A 16525-nucleotide genomic window follows, 5' to 3' on the forward strand; every position below is an offset into this window, starting at 1 on the left:
CCCCCCCGCCTTATCTCCTCTTACCTTTAAGCTTATATACATATGCCAGCACTTCAGCCACAGCCTGGAACAGATCATTTGGAACGACATCTCCAATCTCTGCCCTTTGGAATAATGCCCGTGCCAGCGGTTTGTTTTCCATAGTCACGACGCCGTGCTCTTTAGCCAGCTCCCGGATGCGAAGTGCTACATAATCCTGCCCTTTTGCTATAATCTGCGGCGCTTCCATCTTGGTACCGTCATATTTAAGCGCAACAGCAAAGTGCGTAGGATTCGTAATGATTACATCCGCATTTGGAACTTCCTGCATCATACGCTGCATGGCCATTCTACGTTGGCGTTCCCTGATCTTACCTTTGATTAGAGGGTCACCCTCCATTTTTTTGTATTCATCCTTGATATCCTGCTTGGACATTTTCAGGCTTTTTTCATGCTCGTACTTCTGATACATGTAGTCCAGAAAAGCCATAGCCAATAGGGCAGCCCCGATTTTCAAACCAAGACTCATCGTCAGCTTGGCCGCAAATTTAAAAATCCCCTCCGCACTGATATGCGACAGGGATGCAAAGTTCTTCTTTTCTCCCCATAAAGTGCTATATACCAGATAAGCGATAATTAGAAGCTTAAATATGGATTTCAGGAACTCGACAAACGAACGCATGGAGAAAATATTTTTGAACCCTTTTATCGGATTAAGCTTGCTGAATTTAGGGGTGATCCCCTCTCCAGTGGTCATAAAGCCCACCTGCGCCAGATTGCTTACCAGCGCCATAACAAAAACTATTCCAAGTAATGGAGCTAGCAAAATCAGTATTTGTAGTCCATATTGATTAAATAGCAGCGTTATATTCTCAGGAGTAACCTCCAGTGTCATTTGATTCTGAAATACATCCATATATAGCTTCATGAAACGCTCTTTCATAAAACCACCAAACATCATCAAGCTAACTACTGCTGATAACAATACAACTGCACCGGATAGCTCAGCACTTTTGGCTACTTGACCCTTTTTACGAGCATCTTGCCGTTTCTTCGGGGTTGCTTTTTCCGTCTTTTCACCGGCGAATTGTTGAAGATCCAGTCTATACCGCTTCGTCTTAGGCATAATACGCTCCCCTTACGGTCACCTACGGACTCTTCCCCATGAGATTCAATAAATTCTCCATGGATTCGAACATGATATCGAAGAGATTCTGAAACAGCACAGCCAGACCAGGCATCAGCACTAAAAGCAGTGCAAGACCTATAATGATTTTGAGCGGAACCCCAATAACAAATACATTATATTGCGGAGCCGTTCTCGCCAAGAAAGCAAGGCCAACATCAGTCAGAAACAGCGCAGTTACTAAAGGAGCCGACATTTGAAAAGCGAGTACAAAGGACTGAGCAAATGTTCGAACCAGAAACTCTGACAAACTACCGTCAATCATGCCTAGAAATAAATCATTATTCATAGGAACCCATTTATAACTGTACACAATAGCATCTAGCAGATGGTGATGACCATTCATGCTTAGAAACATTAGCAGGGCTATCATATATTTGAAATTACCAAGAATTGGTGCAGACGTTCCAGTCATAGGATCGATAACATTAGCAATACCGAAGCCAATCTGAATATCAATAAATGAACCTGCTGTCTGAATCGCCATAAACATCAAATATCCAACGAAACCTAGCAATAATCCTATTAATACCTCTCTGGCAATCAGCAAAATATAACTGAAATCCTGCGGGATCGTAAGCCCTGTTCCGTTAGCACTAAAGACAACCAATGCTACAAAAAAAGAAATGCCAATCTTAAAGGTTGTCGGGACCCCTTGTGAAGAAAATACAGGAACGACAACAAAAAAAGCGGTTATTCGACAAAAAATAAGCAAAAAGACGGGTAAACTTTGCAGTATGGTCTCCATGTTCATTGATTAACCAATATACATATAGAGATTACCCAAAATTTGGCTTGTAAAGTCAATCAGCTTCGTGATGATCCACGGACCAAATAGCAATAAAGCCAGTAGCACTGCGACGATTTTGGGAACAAACGCTAGCGTCTGTTCCTGAATCTGTGTCGTAGCCTGAAAAATACTGATTATTAGCCCTACCACCAGACCAAGAATCAGCATGGGTGCGCTGACTTCCAGCACTAAATATACGGCTTGGCTTGCTAGCCCGATTATAAACTCCGTACTCATCCCTCATGCCTCCTCTTTAGGTCAGGTGTTAAAACTAAGAAGTAATGATTTAATGACTAAGTACCAGCCGTCTACCAGTACAAAGAGCATTATTTTAAAAGGTAATGAAATCATAACCGGGGGAAGCATCATCATCCCCATAGCCATCAGTGTGCTCGCCACAACAATATCAATAATCAGGAATGGTATGAAAATTAAGAAGCCCATTGTAAAAGCCTTTTTCAATTCGCCAATTGCAAAAGCTGGCACCATCACCGTCAGTGGAATATCACTGTATGTAGCCGGTTTAGTAGATCCGGTATAACCGGTGTATTTCATAAATAACAGAAGATCTTTGGTGTTCGTCTGTTTAAACATAAATTCTTTCATCGGATCAGCAGCTTTATCAAAAGCCTCAGTTTGAGTGATTGTCCCCTTCATATACGGCTGCAACGCATTTTCATTCACTGTGGCCAGCGTTGGTGACATAATGAACAGGGTCAAAAACAGAGCAAGTCCTACCAGCACCTGGTTCGGAGGCATTGCCTGAGTACCCAGCGAGGTTCTCACAAAACCTAATACGATTACAATTCTAGTAAAGCTAGTCATAAGAACCAGAAACGCCGGAGCAATACTCAGAACCGTAACAAGAAGAAGAATTGATATGGAACTGGTACCACTGCTTGAACCTTCATTACCGACCTGAATATTAACATTAGGTATAGGATCAGCATGTATCGGCGTCATCATAACCACACTGATAATACCGAACAGCAGAATAGCAATAATTAGCTTCTTTTTCATATATTCCTCGACTCATCCTTAGTAACATCATCCCGAAGCAGCTCTTCCATTTTCTCTTTACGCTCTGGTGCAGAACGAAGCTTGGATTGCAGAGTCTCGTAAAAAGATGATGTTTCACTAAGTTCAATTTCCTGAGATGGAACCTCCCCACGCAGCTTTACCTTTACCTTGGCAATAAGCGGTGCGAGGAAATTATTCTGGTTAGAGGACTGATCCTCAAATGCCGCAATGATCAATGCTACCTCATCCGGATCGGTGACTTTATCCAAAATGGATATATTCTCACCAATCCCGATTAAGTAAAGACTGCTTCCCAGTTCGATAACCTGCATCGACTTATTAGGTCCAAGCCCTATTGCACCAAGCGTTCTTATGGAACGGTTGCTCATAAAGGTCTGATTACGTCGTCCAAGAAAACGAATTAGTACCACTATAAGTACAATGATTATCGCCAGGACAATAATAACTTTAAACAAATTCAGCAGGGTGTTACTGCTTCCGAGCGTTTCGGAATATAACATGACTTTATCCTACGCGCCCAACGTTTTGTTAATAGCTTCGATAACCCGGTCAGCTTGGAAAGGCTTCACAATAAAGTCTTTAGCTCCTGCTTGGATTGCATCGATAACCATAGCCTGCTGGCCCATGGCTGAACACATAATAACCTTTGCAGCCGGATCTACTTTTTTGATTTCTTTCAGGGCGGCGATTCCGTCCATCTCAGGCATAGTAATATCCATCGTGATGAGGTCCGGACGCAGTTCCTTGAATTTTTCTATCGCTTGAGAACCGTCCTGAGCTTCGCCCACTACTTCAAATCCGTTTTTCGACAAAATGTCACGGATCATCATTCTCATAAATGCTGCATCGTCCACGATTAGAATTCGGTTAGCCATTTTTACAAAATCCTCCCTAAGTATGCTTATTGTAATTTCTGAATTCGGTCCCACTGGCTGACGATATCCGTAACGCGTACCCCAAAGTTTTCGTCGATAACAACGACTTCACCTTTGGCAATAAGCTTGTTGTTAACCAAAATATCTACAGGCTCACCTGCGAGCTTGTCCAGCTCAATAATCGAGCCTTGTGACATTTCTAAAATATCTTTGATCTGCTTCTGGGTCCTTCCTAATTCTACGGTTACTCTAAGCGGTATGTCCATCAATAAATTTAAATTATTTTCATCAATATGACCAAAGGCCCCACCATTCAGATTTGCAAATTGCACAGGCTGTACATTTACATTGCGATTTGCCTCAGAATTAAGCGGTGGTGTCTGTCCATATGGCATCCCTTGCGGTGGCATACCGTATGGTGGCATCCCAGGCATTCCGTATGCTGGCATACCCGCTGGAGGATAATAATACCCGCCTTCTGGCATCCCTGGATACGGTGGCATACCCTGCGGTGGATATGGTGGTTGCGTTCCTCCTGCGGGCTGTGAGGGCGCCTGTTGCACCGGAGGTGCTGGAGGTGGTGTCTCAGCAGAATTAGTCACGGCAGGTGTTTCAGCCATTGTGACCGCTGCCTCCTCCTCTGCAGGACTAACATCACCAAGAAGCATGGATACCATATCTTTTGCGAACTGAACAGGCAAGAGCTGCATAATAGTAGAATCTATCAAATCACCAATTTTAAGCCGGAACGAAATACGAATTAGGGTCTCATCGTCTGGCAGACTGCCTACTCCTTCTCCGCTGGACATATTTAAAATGTCGATACCCGGAGGTGAGATATTAACAAACCGATTAAAAATCGTAGACATCGATGTAGCAGAAGAACCCATCATTTGATTCATAGCTTCTTGCACAGCGCTAATATGAATTTCATTCAACTCTTCATCCTTAGGTTCGCCAGCACCGCCAAGCATCAGATCGGCAATAACCTGCGCATCCCTAATCTTAATAACAAGTGAGTTAATCCCTTGAAACCCATCCACATATTGAACGTGAACAGCTACATGCGGTTTAGGAAAAGCGATTTCAAACTCCCCGCGTGTAATGATCGAAACTTGAGGGGTTGTAATATCTACTTTTTTCCCTAGTAAAGTGGAAAGTGCTGTTGCTGCACTGCCAAACGTTATATTACCAATTTCGCCCAAAGCATCCTGTTCAAACGGTGTTAGATAGTCATCTACCGTTTTCTCCGTAGGAGCTAATGAGCCCTCCGCAGATTGTCTCAGAAGGGCGTCGATTTCTTCTTGGGATAAATAATCTTTACTCGTCAAATTCTTCAACTCCTTCATTGACAATTTCGTCTATTTGCACGGCTACCCGATCTTTAACCATTCCGGGACTTCCGATGAACTTAAGCTTCTCCCCTACCTTAATCGACAGTCCAGAATCTACGTTTCTGTTGAGAGAAATCACGTCACCGACGCTAAGCCCTAGGAATTCAGATATGGATAAGCTCGATTCTCCAAGTTCAGCAACAATCGGCAGCTTCGCTTTATGAACTCTAGCTCTAATGGCCAGAAGCTCATCTTCATCCCGCGTCTTCTTCTCTGTCACAAACCATTGGTGAACAGAAAGTCTGGACATGATAGGCTCTAGAACGACATGCGGTATACAAAGATTGATCATGCCTGTTGTGTCTCCAATTTTGGTACTTAGAGAGATTAATGCAATGGTCTCATTGGGCGATACAATCTGCATGAACTGCGGATTCGTCTCAAGAGCTTCCATCCGCGGATGAATATCCAGCACCGTTTTCCAAGCCTCCTGCAGACTCTCAAAACATCTACTAAAGATGCGCTCCATAATTGTTGTTTCGATCTCAGTAAGAGCATTAATCTTAGAAGGTGCAGTTCCAAAGCCTCCAAGCAACCTGTCCAGCATAGCAAAAGCAATGTTAGGATGAACTTCCATTACCATGCGGCCCTCTAAAGGTTCTGCTTCAAAAATGTTCAATATCGTCATTTTCGGTATGGAGCGAATAAATTCATCATAAGGGAGCTGCTCTACTTGAACGACATTAATCTGAACGAAGGTGCGCAATTGGGCTGAAAAATACGTTGTAAGATAACGGGCGAAATTGTCATGTATCCGTGTAAGACTGCGGATATGATCTTTGGAAAAGCGGACAGCCCGTTTAAAGTCATAAGAGCGGATTTTCTTCTGAGTTTCTTCCTTTTTAAGTTCATCGGCGTCCATCTCACCTGAAGAAAGTGCAGCAAGTAGAGCATCAATTTCGTTTTGTGATAGTACATCAACCAATTCAATCACCCCCCCATCAAAGAATTATCAGGAATAAAGCTACACAGAAGCCAAAAGGAATTTGGTGATTTCGATCTGAGTAATTTGGCCCTCAGTCAATGTCTTATTGATCAGATTAATAAGCTTACTGCTAAGCTGATCTTTTCCATTCGCTCCATTAAGGTCCTCAGGTTTGGTATCTGCAAGCGTCTTGATAATTATTGGTTTGATTTTGATCTCTTTTATTTTTTCGAATTCTTCCTTTGATTTCGCAGAACTCAGTTGGAAGGCGAAATCTACTTGAAGGATAAAATCGGGATCAGCAAGATTTGTTTTGATATCAATGATCTCTGCCGTCAATTCGACGATTTCATCTGCAGTTAAATGTTTTGTTTCCACATTTTGAACAGCAGCACTTACCTCGTTCGTATCTTTCGGAAAGATCCTGTCCATTAGTAAAAATGCGGCGACCACGATCAGAGTAATCGCTAGTAATATCGTGATGAGCCACGGCATCATCTTTTTCATGTTAGCTCCTCCATTGACTGGATTTTAATGGTGGCAGCATATGTGCCTATGTCCCTGTTATAATCCCGGATCTTCGTAATAACCTCATCGGCTTTTTCGAGAACGATCAGTCTTTTTCCGGTTACGAGCGTAATATATGTATCCGGGCTTTCTTCTACCATTTCGACCAGTAGGGCATTGATCCACATCGGTGTTCCATTTAATCTTGTTACCGATATCATAACAGGCCTCCTAACAAAATAGGGGGAGGAGTAACTCCCCCACGACTCCGCATGAACCATTTAAGAAAATATAGAATTTATTGATTAAATTAACGCTTCAGGTTTACTACTTCCTGCAGCACTTCATCAGAAGTTGTGATGATACGGGAATTCGCCTGGAATCCACGCTGTGATACGATCATTTCTGTAAATTCATTGGTAAGATCCACATTGGACATTTCCAGCTGTCCAGAGATGATTGCCCCGGTGCCATCTTCTGTATTGTTCGCTGTAGTCGGAACTAGTTCGCCTTCTGCATTCGCATTAAGTGTCATACGATACAGATTGCCTCCGATTTTCTCCAGACCAGATGGGTTAGTAACCTTGGCTACACCAATCTTTACCCCAGCTTCAGTCGTTCCATCCGCCATGGTCTGTACAATTGTTCCATCATTAGAGATAGAAAACGCCGTTACATCGTCACCTAATTGAATGAGCCCGCCGTCGGAATCTAAAACATGAAGTCCGTCAGCAGTAACAAGATTACGCGCAGCGTCAATGTGGAAATCTCCGGCGCGGGTCAAAAACGCAGTTTCTTGATCCTCAGTAAGCTTAACCAGGAAAAAACCATCTCCATCGATACGTAAATCTGTTGGGTTGTTGGTGGTTTGAGCACTGCCAGCCAAATGTAGGGTATCTATAGAAGCAATACTAACACCTAGTCCAACTTGTTTCGCATTTACCCCACCTTGACCATCCTCACCCGGTGCAGTAACACCAGAAACGGTTTGGCTCATAATATCCTTGAACATAACACGTCCGGATTTAAATCCGATAGTGTTTACGTTAGCAATATTATTACCGATTACATCAAGCTTAGTTTGAAAGCCTCTCATTCCTGAAACCCCTGAATACATTGATCTTAACATGTTTAATGTCCTCCCAGATTATAGAGTCCTAATAACTTTCCAAGTGAATTGGGACCGCGTCAGTCGGTCAGCGGCCGCCTCGGCTTTCCGTTAGGACCAGCCTTTTATGAAATCACTATTGCACTATCGATTTGTGTAAATACATTATCTTTGATCGAGTTACCATCCATAGCAGTAACTACTGTGCGATTAGGAACGCTAACGATAAACGCCAAATCCTTCATTAATATCAAGGATTCTTTACTTCCCTTAGCAGCAGCTTTGTCCACAGCAGATGAAATTTGATCCAGCTGACCGCTTCCAAGCTCTATCCCTCTTTGTTCAAGGCGCTTAGCAGCATGATTGCTGAATTTTAATAGTTTCTGTTGCAGTAAACTCTCAAAAGAAGCTTCCCCCGCCACAGACTGCTTAGGCAGCGAAGATCGTTGTAACGTTGTGGAATGCAGGGACGCAGGATACAGTTGGCCTATAGTAAGCCTGTCACTCATATGCTCGCCCCGCTTCCTCCGCTATTCTCCGGAGTATTACTATCTGTACCAGAACCGCTTTCTGGCGTTGCTGCGGCATTCTGAATTTGTGTAATATCGGTTAAAGCAATTCTGTCTTTTCCCACAACCGCATATTGAATACCATTGCTAACAACGATAGATTCAACATTACCTGTCTTAGGCAGCTTTGTGGCGGTGTCTGTCCAAGTAATATCTTTACCAATCAACCCGGATACAGATCCAAGGGACTGATTCATAGCATTAAGCTGAGTAGAGATATTCATCAATTGCTCCACGGATGTAAACTGGGCCATTTGCGCAATAAATTCTTTATCTTCCATCGGTTGCATCGGATCTTGATTTTGCAGCTGAGTAATCAAAATCTTCAAAAACTGATCCTTACCTAAAGTAGAATTACCCGTTGTCCGTGCACTAGAGTCGGGAGTTGTATAATTCCACTGATCTTTAGTAGAGACCGGAACTGTTGTCGCCATAACCACTCACCTCTCTTTCCTTTGTTATTAAAGTTAAGCCTTAGCAGAAAAAGATCCACCTTGGGACTGATCTTCTTGTCCCGCATTTGAAACCCAGTCCTTCCATTCACCATTCAGCTCTGCGGCTAGAACAGCATCACTGGCTTCCTCTCTGCTTTCTTTGGAACGTCTACCCTGCTGTCCACTTCCGGAATTAGGTTGGCGTCCTTCCTGCCCCCATTGCGAATTGAGTGGGGTATTATTTTGCGTAACTTCCAGCTTCTCCACTTGAAGACCTTGAGATTGCAATGCAGCGCGAAGCTGGTTCATTTGTTGTTCCAGCATATCTTTAGCGCCGGTATGTTCAGTCATGAACTGGGCAACTAAATGACCATTTTGCATGGTGATCTTAACATCAACTTGTCCGAGATTTTCTGGAAAAAGGGATATAGTCGCTTCAGCGATCCCACCTTTTTGCACAATCTCTAATTTGCCTGTAATGAAACCTGTCATTTCTTGAGCAAATTGCTGAACCGGAACAGGCGCTGCTGGCACTTCAGCCTTCAGCGGTGCTGTAATTCCTCCGCGCAGAGATAACTGCCCCGCAGTAACAACCTCATGATCCCCTTCGTTAGCTGTAATTCCTAGCGGGGAATCTTGAGCAGATTCTGTTGTCTTCGTTTCCCCGGTTACGCCTGTCTTGATTAACGGTGTGTTCGCAGTCTCTGCTTCAGCTTCTTGCACAGTTCCTGATGTCACAGGCGAGCTTACAACCGTATCATTTTTCACTACAACAGCTTCTCCGGAACGACTGCTCACATTCTGAATTGTTTTATCCGTTTGGTTATTTTTGCTTTCAGTAATAACGGGCTGTTGTAAGGAAGAATCAGAATTAATACTCACATTGCTGGTCTTTCCCTTCCCCTTATTAGTGTTAGAGGAGGACTCTTCTAAAAGCGTTGTGAAATTATTCAATAAACTGATTCCCTTAGTTGCAACTTCCTCATTGCCACTTACTGCAGCTTCTTGAATCATAGAAACTAAACTTTGCAAGTCATCTTGAACTGCAAATCTTAATGTATCAGCATTCTGTGCCAATGGTGACAAGCTTCCAGCCACTTCTGCTTCCGTTGTAGTAGTACCATTCTCTGCAGCATGGCTTCCAGATAGAAGTGCAGATACCTGAAGAATCCAAGCTTGCAAGGCTACCAACAGAGCTGGATCACTACTGATACTTTCATCCAGCTTCTCAACATCAGCAGCAAGTTTTTCAAGGAGTTCACCCTTCTGAGCGTCTTGCCCTGCTTGCTCTTCTCCAGTCGGCTGCACTTCCTTTAACAGGCCTTGCAGCAAAGAAGCTAGATTTCCCAATAGGGGTTCAGCTGGAGTTGACGGGGTGTTGGCATTGCCTCCCATGGTTTGTACCAGGGTTTGAGCAAATGGTGCACCCGTCGTTGTTGTGCCCGTTGTAGTCGATGAACTCCCGTTTACTGCAGTTGCGTTTGCACTCACAAGCGATTGAACGACTAAACTCATTTATTTTTCACCTCCTTTCCCTATCTATTTAGCACCCATCAGACGATTAACAATTTTCGCAGTTTGCGCGCTATCATTTTTAGTCATTTCTCCCAAAATAGATGAACGAACACTATCACTTACGGTATTCATAATCGTCACGACCTTATCAGGGCTAATCTTGTACATTTCTCCTAGTAACGATGCCGCATTAGCAGGAGTCATTGAGCTGAAGGTCTGATTCAACTTTTCCTTATCCAAATTCTTACTGGTTGTTGTTGATGCTGTTGTGCCGGCATCTTTCTTCAATCTAGATTGAAGGGCTGCGATCGCCATGTCACTCGAAGATGTGGTTTCTTTTAACTTAATCGTTACATCTGCAGCCTTTTGCGGATCCATTTTTTCCAAAATCGCAGTTTTACTCGCTTTATTCATGACACTGAAGATCTGTACCATTTCTTCTGTAGTTAAATTCTCCATGATCGGTGCAGCCTTCGAAGCTTTCATGCCCGCATACAGCTTAGCCAAATCAGAAACCTGTTTCTGATAAGGATCTTCAGTTTCTTCTATGCTTGCCTCTGCGGTTTCAGCTTCCTTCTTCATACCCTCAATCTGTGACTCTAGCGCCTGAACCTTGGTATCCTGGGCTGTTTTTTCATCTGTAACCTTCTTCAGGTTTTCTTCCTGCTGGGCGAGCTGAGCTTTAAGCTCCTTAATCGTTGTCGCTGAGCTCACTTCCTGCTTTTTGCTTTCTTCCTTCGGTTTAGAAGGATCTGCAGGCGGATCAGGAACCCATTTTTCCAGGATAGGAATTTTATTCGCAACTTCAAGCACATTATTACGAATGTCCATATTAAAAAGCGTCAACAGTACTCCAAGCAGTACTAGCGTGAAGATAATCGGTATCATTAAGAATAAGAACCGCTCAAATTTCCCCGCTGACCCTTCATTTTCAAGTTCCATATCATTATCAATATTAGCCACTAGCGGAAACCTCCCGGGTTAGAGGGATTTCATCGCGAAGCGGACGGTTGCCATCTCATCCAGTTCGTTTTGTTCCCGTAAAATCATACTTTGCTGAAACAGTGTCTCAGCCTTGTCTTTTGCCTTCAACCATACTTTTTCATCTAAAACCTTAGTGCTTAACTGATCTTGTTTCTTCTGGACTTCTTGATGTGCACGGCTAATGTCCGTATGCTTACGGGCAATGCATTTATCCAGATATTCCACATACTCCTGCATTTCACGAATCTTAATCATAGGTGTCTTTTGCTCTGCGGCATTTTGTAAGGATAGCATGATAGCACTCCGCTGAAAGATGAGTTCATCCAGGCTTCTTTCCTGTGCCTGCAATTCTCCAAGCGCGCTTGAGAGCATCCATTCTGCCTGTGTCTTCTCATTGCCCTTCAAGTCAACGACTTTTTGAAAAGTATAATGAAACCTCATAATACCGAATCAACTCCTTGAGAACTGTGAAATTAAAGACTGTTGAACTTCAGCCAGCGTAACTTTTTCATTCACCTTTTGTTTGGTGAAATCCCATATACTGTCGATAAATTCCATCGACTCGTCAATTTGAGCATTAGAGCCTCTTTGATAAGCTCCAATATTAATCAAATCCTCTGAATCCTTATAAACGGCCATAAGGCGTTTCACATTCTCCGCTGCTGCAATCTGTTCTTCTGGAGCAATATCCTTCATTACTCGACTTATGCTGGAAAGAACATCTATTGCTGGAAAGTGTCCTTTGTTAGCAATATTTCGATTGAGTACAATATGTCCGTCAAGTATTCCTCTGACTGCATCTGCGATTGGCTCGTTCATGTCATCACCATCAACCAGTACCGTGTAAAAGGCTGTTATAGAGCCTGTAGGACCTGTACCGGCGCGTTCCAGCAGTTTGGGTAAGCTGGCAAACACCGAAGGTGTATATCCCCGCATGGCTGGCGGTTCTCCAACTGCAAGTCCAACTTCACGTTGGGCCATGGCATAACGGGTGACCGAATCCATCATCAGCATTACATTAAGGCCACGATCGCGGAAATACTCGGCAATCGTTGTAGCGATAAGCGCACCTTTTATGCGAATCAATGCAGGTTGGTCTGAGGTAGCAACAATTACTACGGATCGCTGCAAGCCCTCTGGTCCCAAATCCCGTTCAATGAAATCCAATACTTCTCTGCCACGCTCACCAATCAGAGCAATAACATTTACGTCGGCCGATGTATTCCGGGCAATCATCCCCATCAAAGTACTCTTGCCGACCCCCGAGCCAGCAAAAATACCGACCCGCTGTCCCTTGCCAATCGTTAGCAAACCGTCAATCGCTCTCACACCAATACTGATGGGTTCCTGCACCCGCGGTCTATTAAGTGGATTGGAAGGAATATTAAAGGTAGAGCTATGTGGCATTCGTGCTGGAATGAGAGAGCCATCAAGCGGCTGCCCCAGACCATCCAGTACTTTTCCTAACAATTCAGAACCTACTTGCACGCTAAGCGGCTTACCAGTGCCCACTACATCACAACCAGGTCCAATCGCCTGCAGTTCACCAAGTGGCATCAATAGTACCTTGTTATCACGGAAACCAACGACCTCAGCTTGCAGCGGTTTGTTTCCTTTAGAAGGGTAGATGTAGCATACATCACCTATACTTGCGTCAGGACCTTCCGATTCAACCATTAGACCGATTACCTGCGTCACTTTCCCATTGATCCTCACCGGATCGAGATTACGAAGTTGCTCCTTATAACGGTTGCTATTAAGCATCGTCTTCCCCATTTCTCTGCTCATCGGTGTCCAGCGCAATTCTTACCAGCTCTTTCTTGATCTCTGCGAGCTGAGTGTCGATTCGAGCATCAATGCTGCCAAAGGAAGAGCGGATAACACATCCTTGGTCTTTTACCGTTGAGTCGGGCAAGATTTGCAGTTCAGCCTGTGAATCAACAGCTAGTGATAATTCTTCCCGAGCAGCATTCACAAAAGCGAACTGCGCTGGGGATACACAAAGTGAGATCAAACCTTGTTCTCGCTTACGAGCCAGATTTTTGCGAATTAAGTCCATTGCGAATTGTGGTTCTACCGTTAACTGCTTGTCCACAATTTTCTCTGCAATATCACAGCTTAACTCTACTAAAAAAGGCTCCGCTTCCTGAATAATCACTTCTCTTGCTTTATACGCCTCAGTCAAAACAGCACGCGCTTCTTCCATCATCTCTGCGATCTTATGCTTCATCTCTTCCTCAGCCTGAGAAACACCTTCCTCATAACCTTGCTGATGAGCTTCAGCTTTGATAGCTTCGATCAGATGTTCATCCTGCTCACGCCGTTGTTTCCACCACTCTTCAGCCTCCGCTTTCGAGGACTCTACAATCTGTTCCGCTTCAAGAGATGCATTCCGAACCTGCTCTTCAGCAAAATCCTGAGCGTCCTTAAGCATTTGCTTACGCGTCTCTTCTGCCTCTTCACGTGCGGGATCATGATAGTCAGTCTCGCTTAAAGTCTCCTCGGGAACGGGCTCCTCAGTTAGGCCCGCATATTGCCGGGCCTGTTCCAGTCTCTTAAAGACATCAACCGGAACATACTGGGAGTGTTTGATCAGCTTAGACAATGATGTCATCTCCTCCGCCACGAGCGATGATAATTTCACCAGACTCTTCGAGTCTGCGGATCGTGCCTACAATACGAGTCTGTGCTTCTTCAACATCACGCAGCCGCACAGGACCCATGTATTCCATTTCTTCTCGGAACGTTTCTGCCATACGCTTGGACATATTTCTGAAAATAACATCCCGTACTTCTTCGCTGGCAACCTTGAGTGCAAGCTGTAAATCCGCATTATCGATATCACGAACAATGCGCTGTATTGAACGATTGTCCACATTAACAATATCTTCGAATACGAACATCCGTTTTTTGATCTCTTCGGCAAGCTCTGGATCTTGAATTTCGAGAGAATCCAGAATCGTACGTTCTGTCCCCCGGTCAACCCCATTCAAGATTTGTACAATTGATTCGATACCACCAGCATTTGTATAATCCTGGGTTACTGTAGCGGAAAGCTTCTGCTCCAGCACACGTTCAATTTGCGTAATTACCTCTGGAGAGGTACTGTCCATCACAGCAATTCTTCTCGCCACCTCTGCCTGCTTCTCTTGAGGAAGTGAGGAAAGGATTGCAGCAGCTTGTTCAAATTGCAGATAAGACAATACAAGTGCAATAGTCTGTACATTTTCATTCTGGATAAAGTTGAGAATCTGATTAGGATCCGCTTTTCGTGCAAAATCAAAAGGTCTTACTTGCAATGTTGCAGTCAGACGATTAATGACCTCCATTGCTTTTGTTGACCCAAGCGCTTTCTCCAGAATTTCTTTAGCGTAGTTAATACCGCCTTGTGATATATATTCCTGGGCGAGGCATATCTGATGGAATTCAGACATGATCGACTCTTTTTCACCGCTGTCCACTTTGCGAACATTAGCAATTTCAAGAGTCAGCTGTTCAATCTCCTCGTCTCTTAAATGTTTGAAAATTTGCGCCGATACCTCGGGCCCTAGTGTGATAAGCAGGATCGCAGCTTTTTGACGGCCACTAAGTCCCTGCTGGCTAGCCTTTGCCATTAGTTCACCTCTGTTCGTCTGCAAGCCATGTACGCAGCAGATTTACGAATTCGTCTGGCTTCTTCTTGGCCAAACTTTCCAATTGCTTACGAACTTGACTTTCATTCGTCACGCTCTCCAAGTTAATAGAAGGAAATTCAGTAGGAACCTGCAATGGAATGTCTTCATCTTCCTCTTCCACAGTCTGTTTACGACTCCGGTAGATTAGATATCCTCCACCTGCTCCAACCAGCAATGCTGCTGCTCCGATTGCCCATATCATCCAAGAAGCGAGACCACCTTTAACGGTGTTGGCATCGGTGCCACCAAATTGTTGCGAGTAGACCGAAACCTTTTTGGTCAAATCAGCGTCTGTATATGTAGTACCTGAATCTGCAAGAGAAGCGCGAACAATATTCACCAAAATATTTTGGATTGCAGCTGATGTTGCATCATCTAAACTTTTTTCTCCTGAAGGTGGTTCAACTGCAACATTTATGGTTAAGTCTTTAACAGTATACGGACTAGCAATAACATCTTTAGTAATTCGGTTAACTTCGAAGTTCCTCGTTTCCGAAGATTCCTCCGAGGTAGAAGTATCCGCACCCGCATTAGAAGGATAGCCCGTAACATCTTGAGAACCAGTGCCAGCCACTCCGCCAGTCGTGTTACCTTGACCCGAATACGAATTACTAATTATTTGTGAACTGATCTCAATCCCCTTCATGTTCTCTGTATCCACAGGGGTAACAAGATCTTCCTTCCGGTTTTCCTTGTCAAAGTTCAACTTTGAGAACACAAGAACATCCACTTTATCAGGACCGGTAAGAGTGCTAAGGAATTGTTTCACATTTTTCTTTACTTCTTCTTCGAATTTCTTCTGAAGAGCGAAGTTTTCTTCAACTTGGTTTGTGACACCAGCCTGTCCACCTTTAGCTGTTGGCATTAATTCAATTTCATTATTTGCAATAGTAATGTTGTCAATTGGTAAATTAGGCACAGCAGTTTTCACAAGATTGAAATACCCGTCAATATTGTCTTGGGTAGGTCTAAATCCTGGATCAAATGAAAGCACAACGGATGCAGACGCCTGCTCCTGATCAGCCTGTGAGGCAAAAACTGTCTCTTTAGGCAAATTAATCAGCACTTTTGCATCTTTAATCCCTTGCATACGTCTCATTAACTGTTCAACTTCACCGTTTAATGCATTATTGTACTTCACGTTAAACTCGCTATCTGTTGTACCTATCATTGACGAATTTTCGTCAAAGACTTTATATCCGATAGAGCCACCTTGAACAATCCCCTGAGAACCGATATCCACCTTGACCCGAGCTGCTTCTGTACTTGGTACAGAAATACTCTTTCCATCTTGACTTAATCGGTATGAAACACCTGCTGAATCTAAGGCTTTCATTACTCCAGCCGAATCCGTACTGTCCAAATCTTGAAATGCTACTTCATATTCTGTTTTTGAAAGCTGCATGGTCATAACTACGATTATTATTAGAATGATAAACAATGTTGAAAAGAATAAAATCTTCTGTTTACCACTAAATCTGTTCCAATACAAGAGAACCTTCTCCCGATATTGGGCAAATCTTTCATTCACAGTGTCACCCCAT

Annotated in this window: 20 protein-coding genes; all 20 read right to left on the bottom strand. The window is 43.7% G+C overall.

All coding sequences use genetic code 11. The annotated features are described in order from the left end of the window. Nucleotides 1–10: 10 nt before the first annotated feature. The 20 genes from flhB to fliF all read right to left on the bottom strand — a co-directional run bounded on the left by flhB (nucleotide 11) and on the right by fliF (nucleotide 16512). A complete protein-coding gene (gene flhB / locus NST94_RS18090; protein WP_036688512.1) occupies nucleotides 11–1105 on the bottom strand; it encodes a flagellar biosynthesis protein FlhB in 1095 nt (364 codons plus the stop codon). 22 nt (nucleotides 1106–1127) lie between these two features. Continuing rightward, entirely contained in the window at nucleotides 1128–1913 is a 786-nt protein-coding gene (gene fliR / locus NST94_RS18095; protein ID WP_036688514.1) for a flagellar biosynthetic protein FliR, read from the bottom strand. Nucleotides 1914–1922: 9 nt separating this feature from the next. After that, complete coding sequence (gene fliQ, locus NST94_RS18100) at nucleotides 1923–2192, bottom strand: flagellar biosynthesis protein FliQ (RefSeq protein WP_036688516.1); 270 nt, start codon at nucleotides 2190–2192, stop codon at nucleotides 1923–1925. Nucleotides 2193–2213: 21 nt separating this feature from the next. Continuing rightward, the gene (fliP, locus tag NST94_RS18105; protein ID WP_076301626.1) at nucleotides 2214–2975 is read right to left on the bottom strand and encodes a flagellar type III secretion system pore protein FliP; all 762 of its coding nucleotides are present in this window, start codon (nucleotides 2973–2975) and stop codon (nucleotides 2214–2216) included. Next, the gene (locus tag NST94_RS18110) at nucleotides 2972–3496 is read right to left on the bottom strand and encodes a flagellar biosynthetic protein FliO (protein ID WP_036688521.1); all 525 of its coding nucleotides are present in this window, start codon (nucleotides 3494–3496) and stop codon (nucleotides 2972–2974) included. Before NST94_RS18110 ends, fliP begins: the two co-directional genes overlap by 4 nt. A gap of 9 nt (nucleotides 3497–3505) precedes the next feature. Further along, nucleotides 3506–3871, bottom strand: a complete 366-nt coding sequence (locus tag NST94_RS18115) for a response regulator (RefSeq protein WP_076127811.1) — start codon at nucleotides 3869–3871, stop codon at nucleotides 3506–3508. Between the two features lie 26 nt (nucleotides 3872–3897). After that, nucleotides 3898–5202: a flagellar motor switch phosphatase FliY gene (fliY, locus tag NST94_RS18120; protein ID WP_076182668.1), complete on the bottom strand. Its 1305-nt coding sequence runs from the start codon at nucleotides 5200–5202 to the stop codon at nucleotides 3898–3900. Then, entirely contained in the window at nucleotides 5192–6190 is a 999-nt protein-coding gene (gene fliM / locus NST94_RS18125) for a flagellar motor switch protein FliM (RefSeq protein WP_036688529.1), read from the bottom strand. Before fliM ends, fliY begins: the two co-directional genes overlap by 11 nt. A gap of 39 nt (nucleotides 6191–6229) precedes the next feature. Further along, nucleotides 6230–6697, bottom strand: coding sequence for a flagellar basal body-associated FliL family protein (locus NST94_RS18130; protein WP_076100380.1), 468 nt, complete (start codon nucleotides 6695–6697; stop codon nucleotides 6230–6232). Beyond that, nucleotides 6694–6918: a flagellar FlbD family protein gene (locus NST94_RS18135; RefSeq protein ID WP_036688535.1), complete on the bottom strand. Its 225-nt coding sequence runs from the start codon at nucleotides 6916–6918 to the stop codon at nucleotides 6694–6696. Before NST94_RS18135 ends, NST94_RS18130 begins: the two co-directional genes overlap by 4 nt. Before the next feature lie 89 nt (nucleotides 6919–7007). Then, entirely contained in the window at nucleotides 7008–7826 is an 819-nt protein-coding gene (flgG, locus tag NST94_RS18140; RefSeq protein ID WP_076127808.1) for a flagellar basal body rod protein FlgG, read from the bottom strand. A 104-nt stretch (nucleotides 7827–7930) separates the two neighbouring features. After that, the gene (locus NST94_RS18145) at nucleotides 7931–8314 is read right to left on the bottom strand and encodes a TIGR02530 family flagellar biosynthesis protein (RefSeq protein ID WP_036688541.1); all 384 of its coding nucleotides are present in this window, start codon (nucleotides 8312–8314) and stop codon (nucleotides 7931–7933) included. Next, complete coding sequence (locus tag NST94_RS18150; RefSeq protein ID WP_036688543.1) at nucleotides 8311–8808, bottom strand: flagellar hook capping FlgD N-terminal domain-containing protein; 498 nt, start codon at nucleotides 8806–8808, stop codon at nucleotides 8311–8313. The genes NST94_RS18145 and NST94_RS18150 overlap by 4 nt, the downstream gene beginning before the upstream one ends. A 33-nt stretch (nucleotides 8809–8841) precedes the next feature. Further along, nucleotides 8842–10323: a flagellar hook-length control protein FliK gene (locus tag NST94_RS18155; RefSeq protein ID WP_076301627.1), complete on the bottom strand. Its 1482-nt coding sequence runs from the start codon at nucleotides 10321–10323 to the stop codon at nucleotides 8842–8844. A 24-nt stretch (nucleotides 10324–10347) separates the two neighbouring features. After that, nucleotides 10348–11265 carry a kinesin gene (locus NST94_RS18160; protein ID WP_076301786.1) on the bottom strand — a complete coding sequence of 306 codons (918 nt, stop codon included), beginning with the start codon at nucleotides 11263–11265 and terminating at the stop codon, nucleotides 10348–10350. Nucleotides 11266–11304: 39 nt separating this feature from the next. Next, a complete protein-coding gene (gene fliJ / locus NST94_RS18165) occupies nucleotides 11305–11748 on the bottom strand; it encodes a flagellar export protein FliJ (protein ID WP_036688544.1) in 444 nt (147 codons plus the stop codon). A gap of 9 nt (nucleotides 11749–11757) precedes the next feature. Further along, entirely contained in the window at nucleotides 11758–13071 is a 1314-nt protein-coding gene (gene fliI, locus NST94_RS18170) for a flagellar protein export ATPase FliI (RefSeq protein WP_036688546.1), read from the bottom strand. Further along, entirely contained in the window at nucleotides 13064–13912 is an 849-nt protein-coding gene (locus tag NST94_RS18175) for a FliH/SctL family protein (RefSeq protein ID WP_036688548.1), read from the bottom strand. Before NST94_RS18175 ends, fliI begins: the two co-directional genes overlap by 8 nt. Next, the gene (gene fliG, locus NST94_RS18180; protein ID WP_036688550.1) at nucleotides 13905–14921 is read right to left on the bottom strand and encodes a flagellar motor switch protein FliG; all 1017 of its coding nucleotides are present in this window, start codon (nucleotides 14919–14921) and stop codon (nucleotides 13905–13907) included. The genes NST94_RS18175 and fliG overlap by 8 nt, the downstream gene beginning before the upstream one ends. A gap of 4 nt (nucleotides 14922–14925) precedes the next feature. Further along, nucleotides 14926–16512, bottom strand: coding sequence for a flagellar basal-body MS-ring/collar protein FliF (gene fliF / locus NST94_RS18185; protein ID WP_076127802.1), 1587 nt, complete (start codon nucleotides 16510–16512; stop codon nucleotides 14926–14928). Between the last annotated feature and the right edge of the window lie 13 nt (nucleotides 16513–16525).

The sequence above is a fragment of the Paenibacillus sp. FSL H8-0282 genome (genome assembly GCF_037963825.1).
GTDB lineage: Bacteria > Bacillota > Bacilli > Paenibacillales > Paenibacillaceae > Paenibacillus_AQ > Paenibacillus_AQ odorifer.

Coding starts and splice junctions, on each gene's coding strand:
- fliR (WP_036688514.1), bottom strand. CDS start 1,913: ATGGAGACCATACTGCAAAGTTTACCCGTCTTTTTGCTTATTTTTTGT.
- flgG (WP_076127808.1), bottom strand. CDS start 7,826: ATGTTAAGATCAATGTATTCAGGGGTTTCAGGAATGAGAGGCTTTCAA.
- NST94_RS18155 (WP_076301627.1), bottom strand. CDS start 10,323: ATGAGTTTAGTCGTTCAATCGCTTGTGAGTGCAAACGCAACTGCAGTA.
- fliQ (WP_036688516.1), bottom strand. CDS start 2,192: ATGAGTACGGAGTTTATAATCGGGCTAGCAAGCCAAGCCGTATATTTA.
- NST94_RS18130 (WP_076100380.1), bottom strand. CDS start 6,697: ATGAAAAAGATGATGCCGTGGCTCATCACGATATTACTAGCGATTACT.
- NST94_RS18115 (WP_076127811.1), bottom strand. CDS start 3,871: ATGGCTAACCGAATTCTAATCGTGGACGATGCAGCATTTATGAGAATG.
- fliJ (WP_036688544.1), bottom strand. CDS start 11,748: ATGAGGTTTCATTATACTTTTCAAAAAGTCGTTGACTTGAAGGGCAAT.
- NST94_RS18150 (WP_036688543.1), bottom strand. CDS start 8,808: ATGGCGACAACAGTTCCGGTCTCTACTAAAGATCAGTGGAATTATACA.
- flhB (WP_036688512.1), bottom strand. CDS start 1,105: ATGCCTAAGACGAAGCGGTATAGACTGGATCTTCAACAATTCGCCGGT.
- fliP (WP_076301626.1), bottom strand. CDS start 2,975: ATGAAAAAGAAGCTAATTATTGCTATTCTGCTGTTCGGTATTATCAGT.
- NST94_RS18135 (WP_036688535.1), bottom strand. CDS start 6,918: ATGATATCGGTAACAAGATTAAATGGAACACCGATGTGGATCAATGCC.
- NST94_RS18110 (WP_036688521.1), bottom strand. CDS start 3,496: ATGTTATATTCCGAAACGCTCGGAAGCAGTAACACCCTGCTGAATTTG.
- NST94_RS18145 (WP_036688541.1), bottom strand. CDS start 8,314: ATGAGTGACAGGCTTACTATAGGCCAACTGTATCCTGCGTCCCTGCAT.
- fliI (WP_036688546.1), bottom strand. CDS start 13,071: ATGCTTAATAGCAACCGTTATAAGGAGCAACTTCGTAATCTCGATCCG.
- fliG (WP_036688550.1), bottom strand. CDS start 14,921: ATGGCAAAGGCTAGCCAGCAGGGACTTAGTGGCCGTCAAAAAGCTGCG.
- NST94_RS18160 (WP_076301786.1), bottom strand. CDS start 11,265: ATGGAACTTGAAAATGAAGGGTCAGCGGGGAAATTTGAGCGGTTCTTA.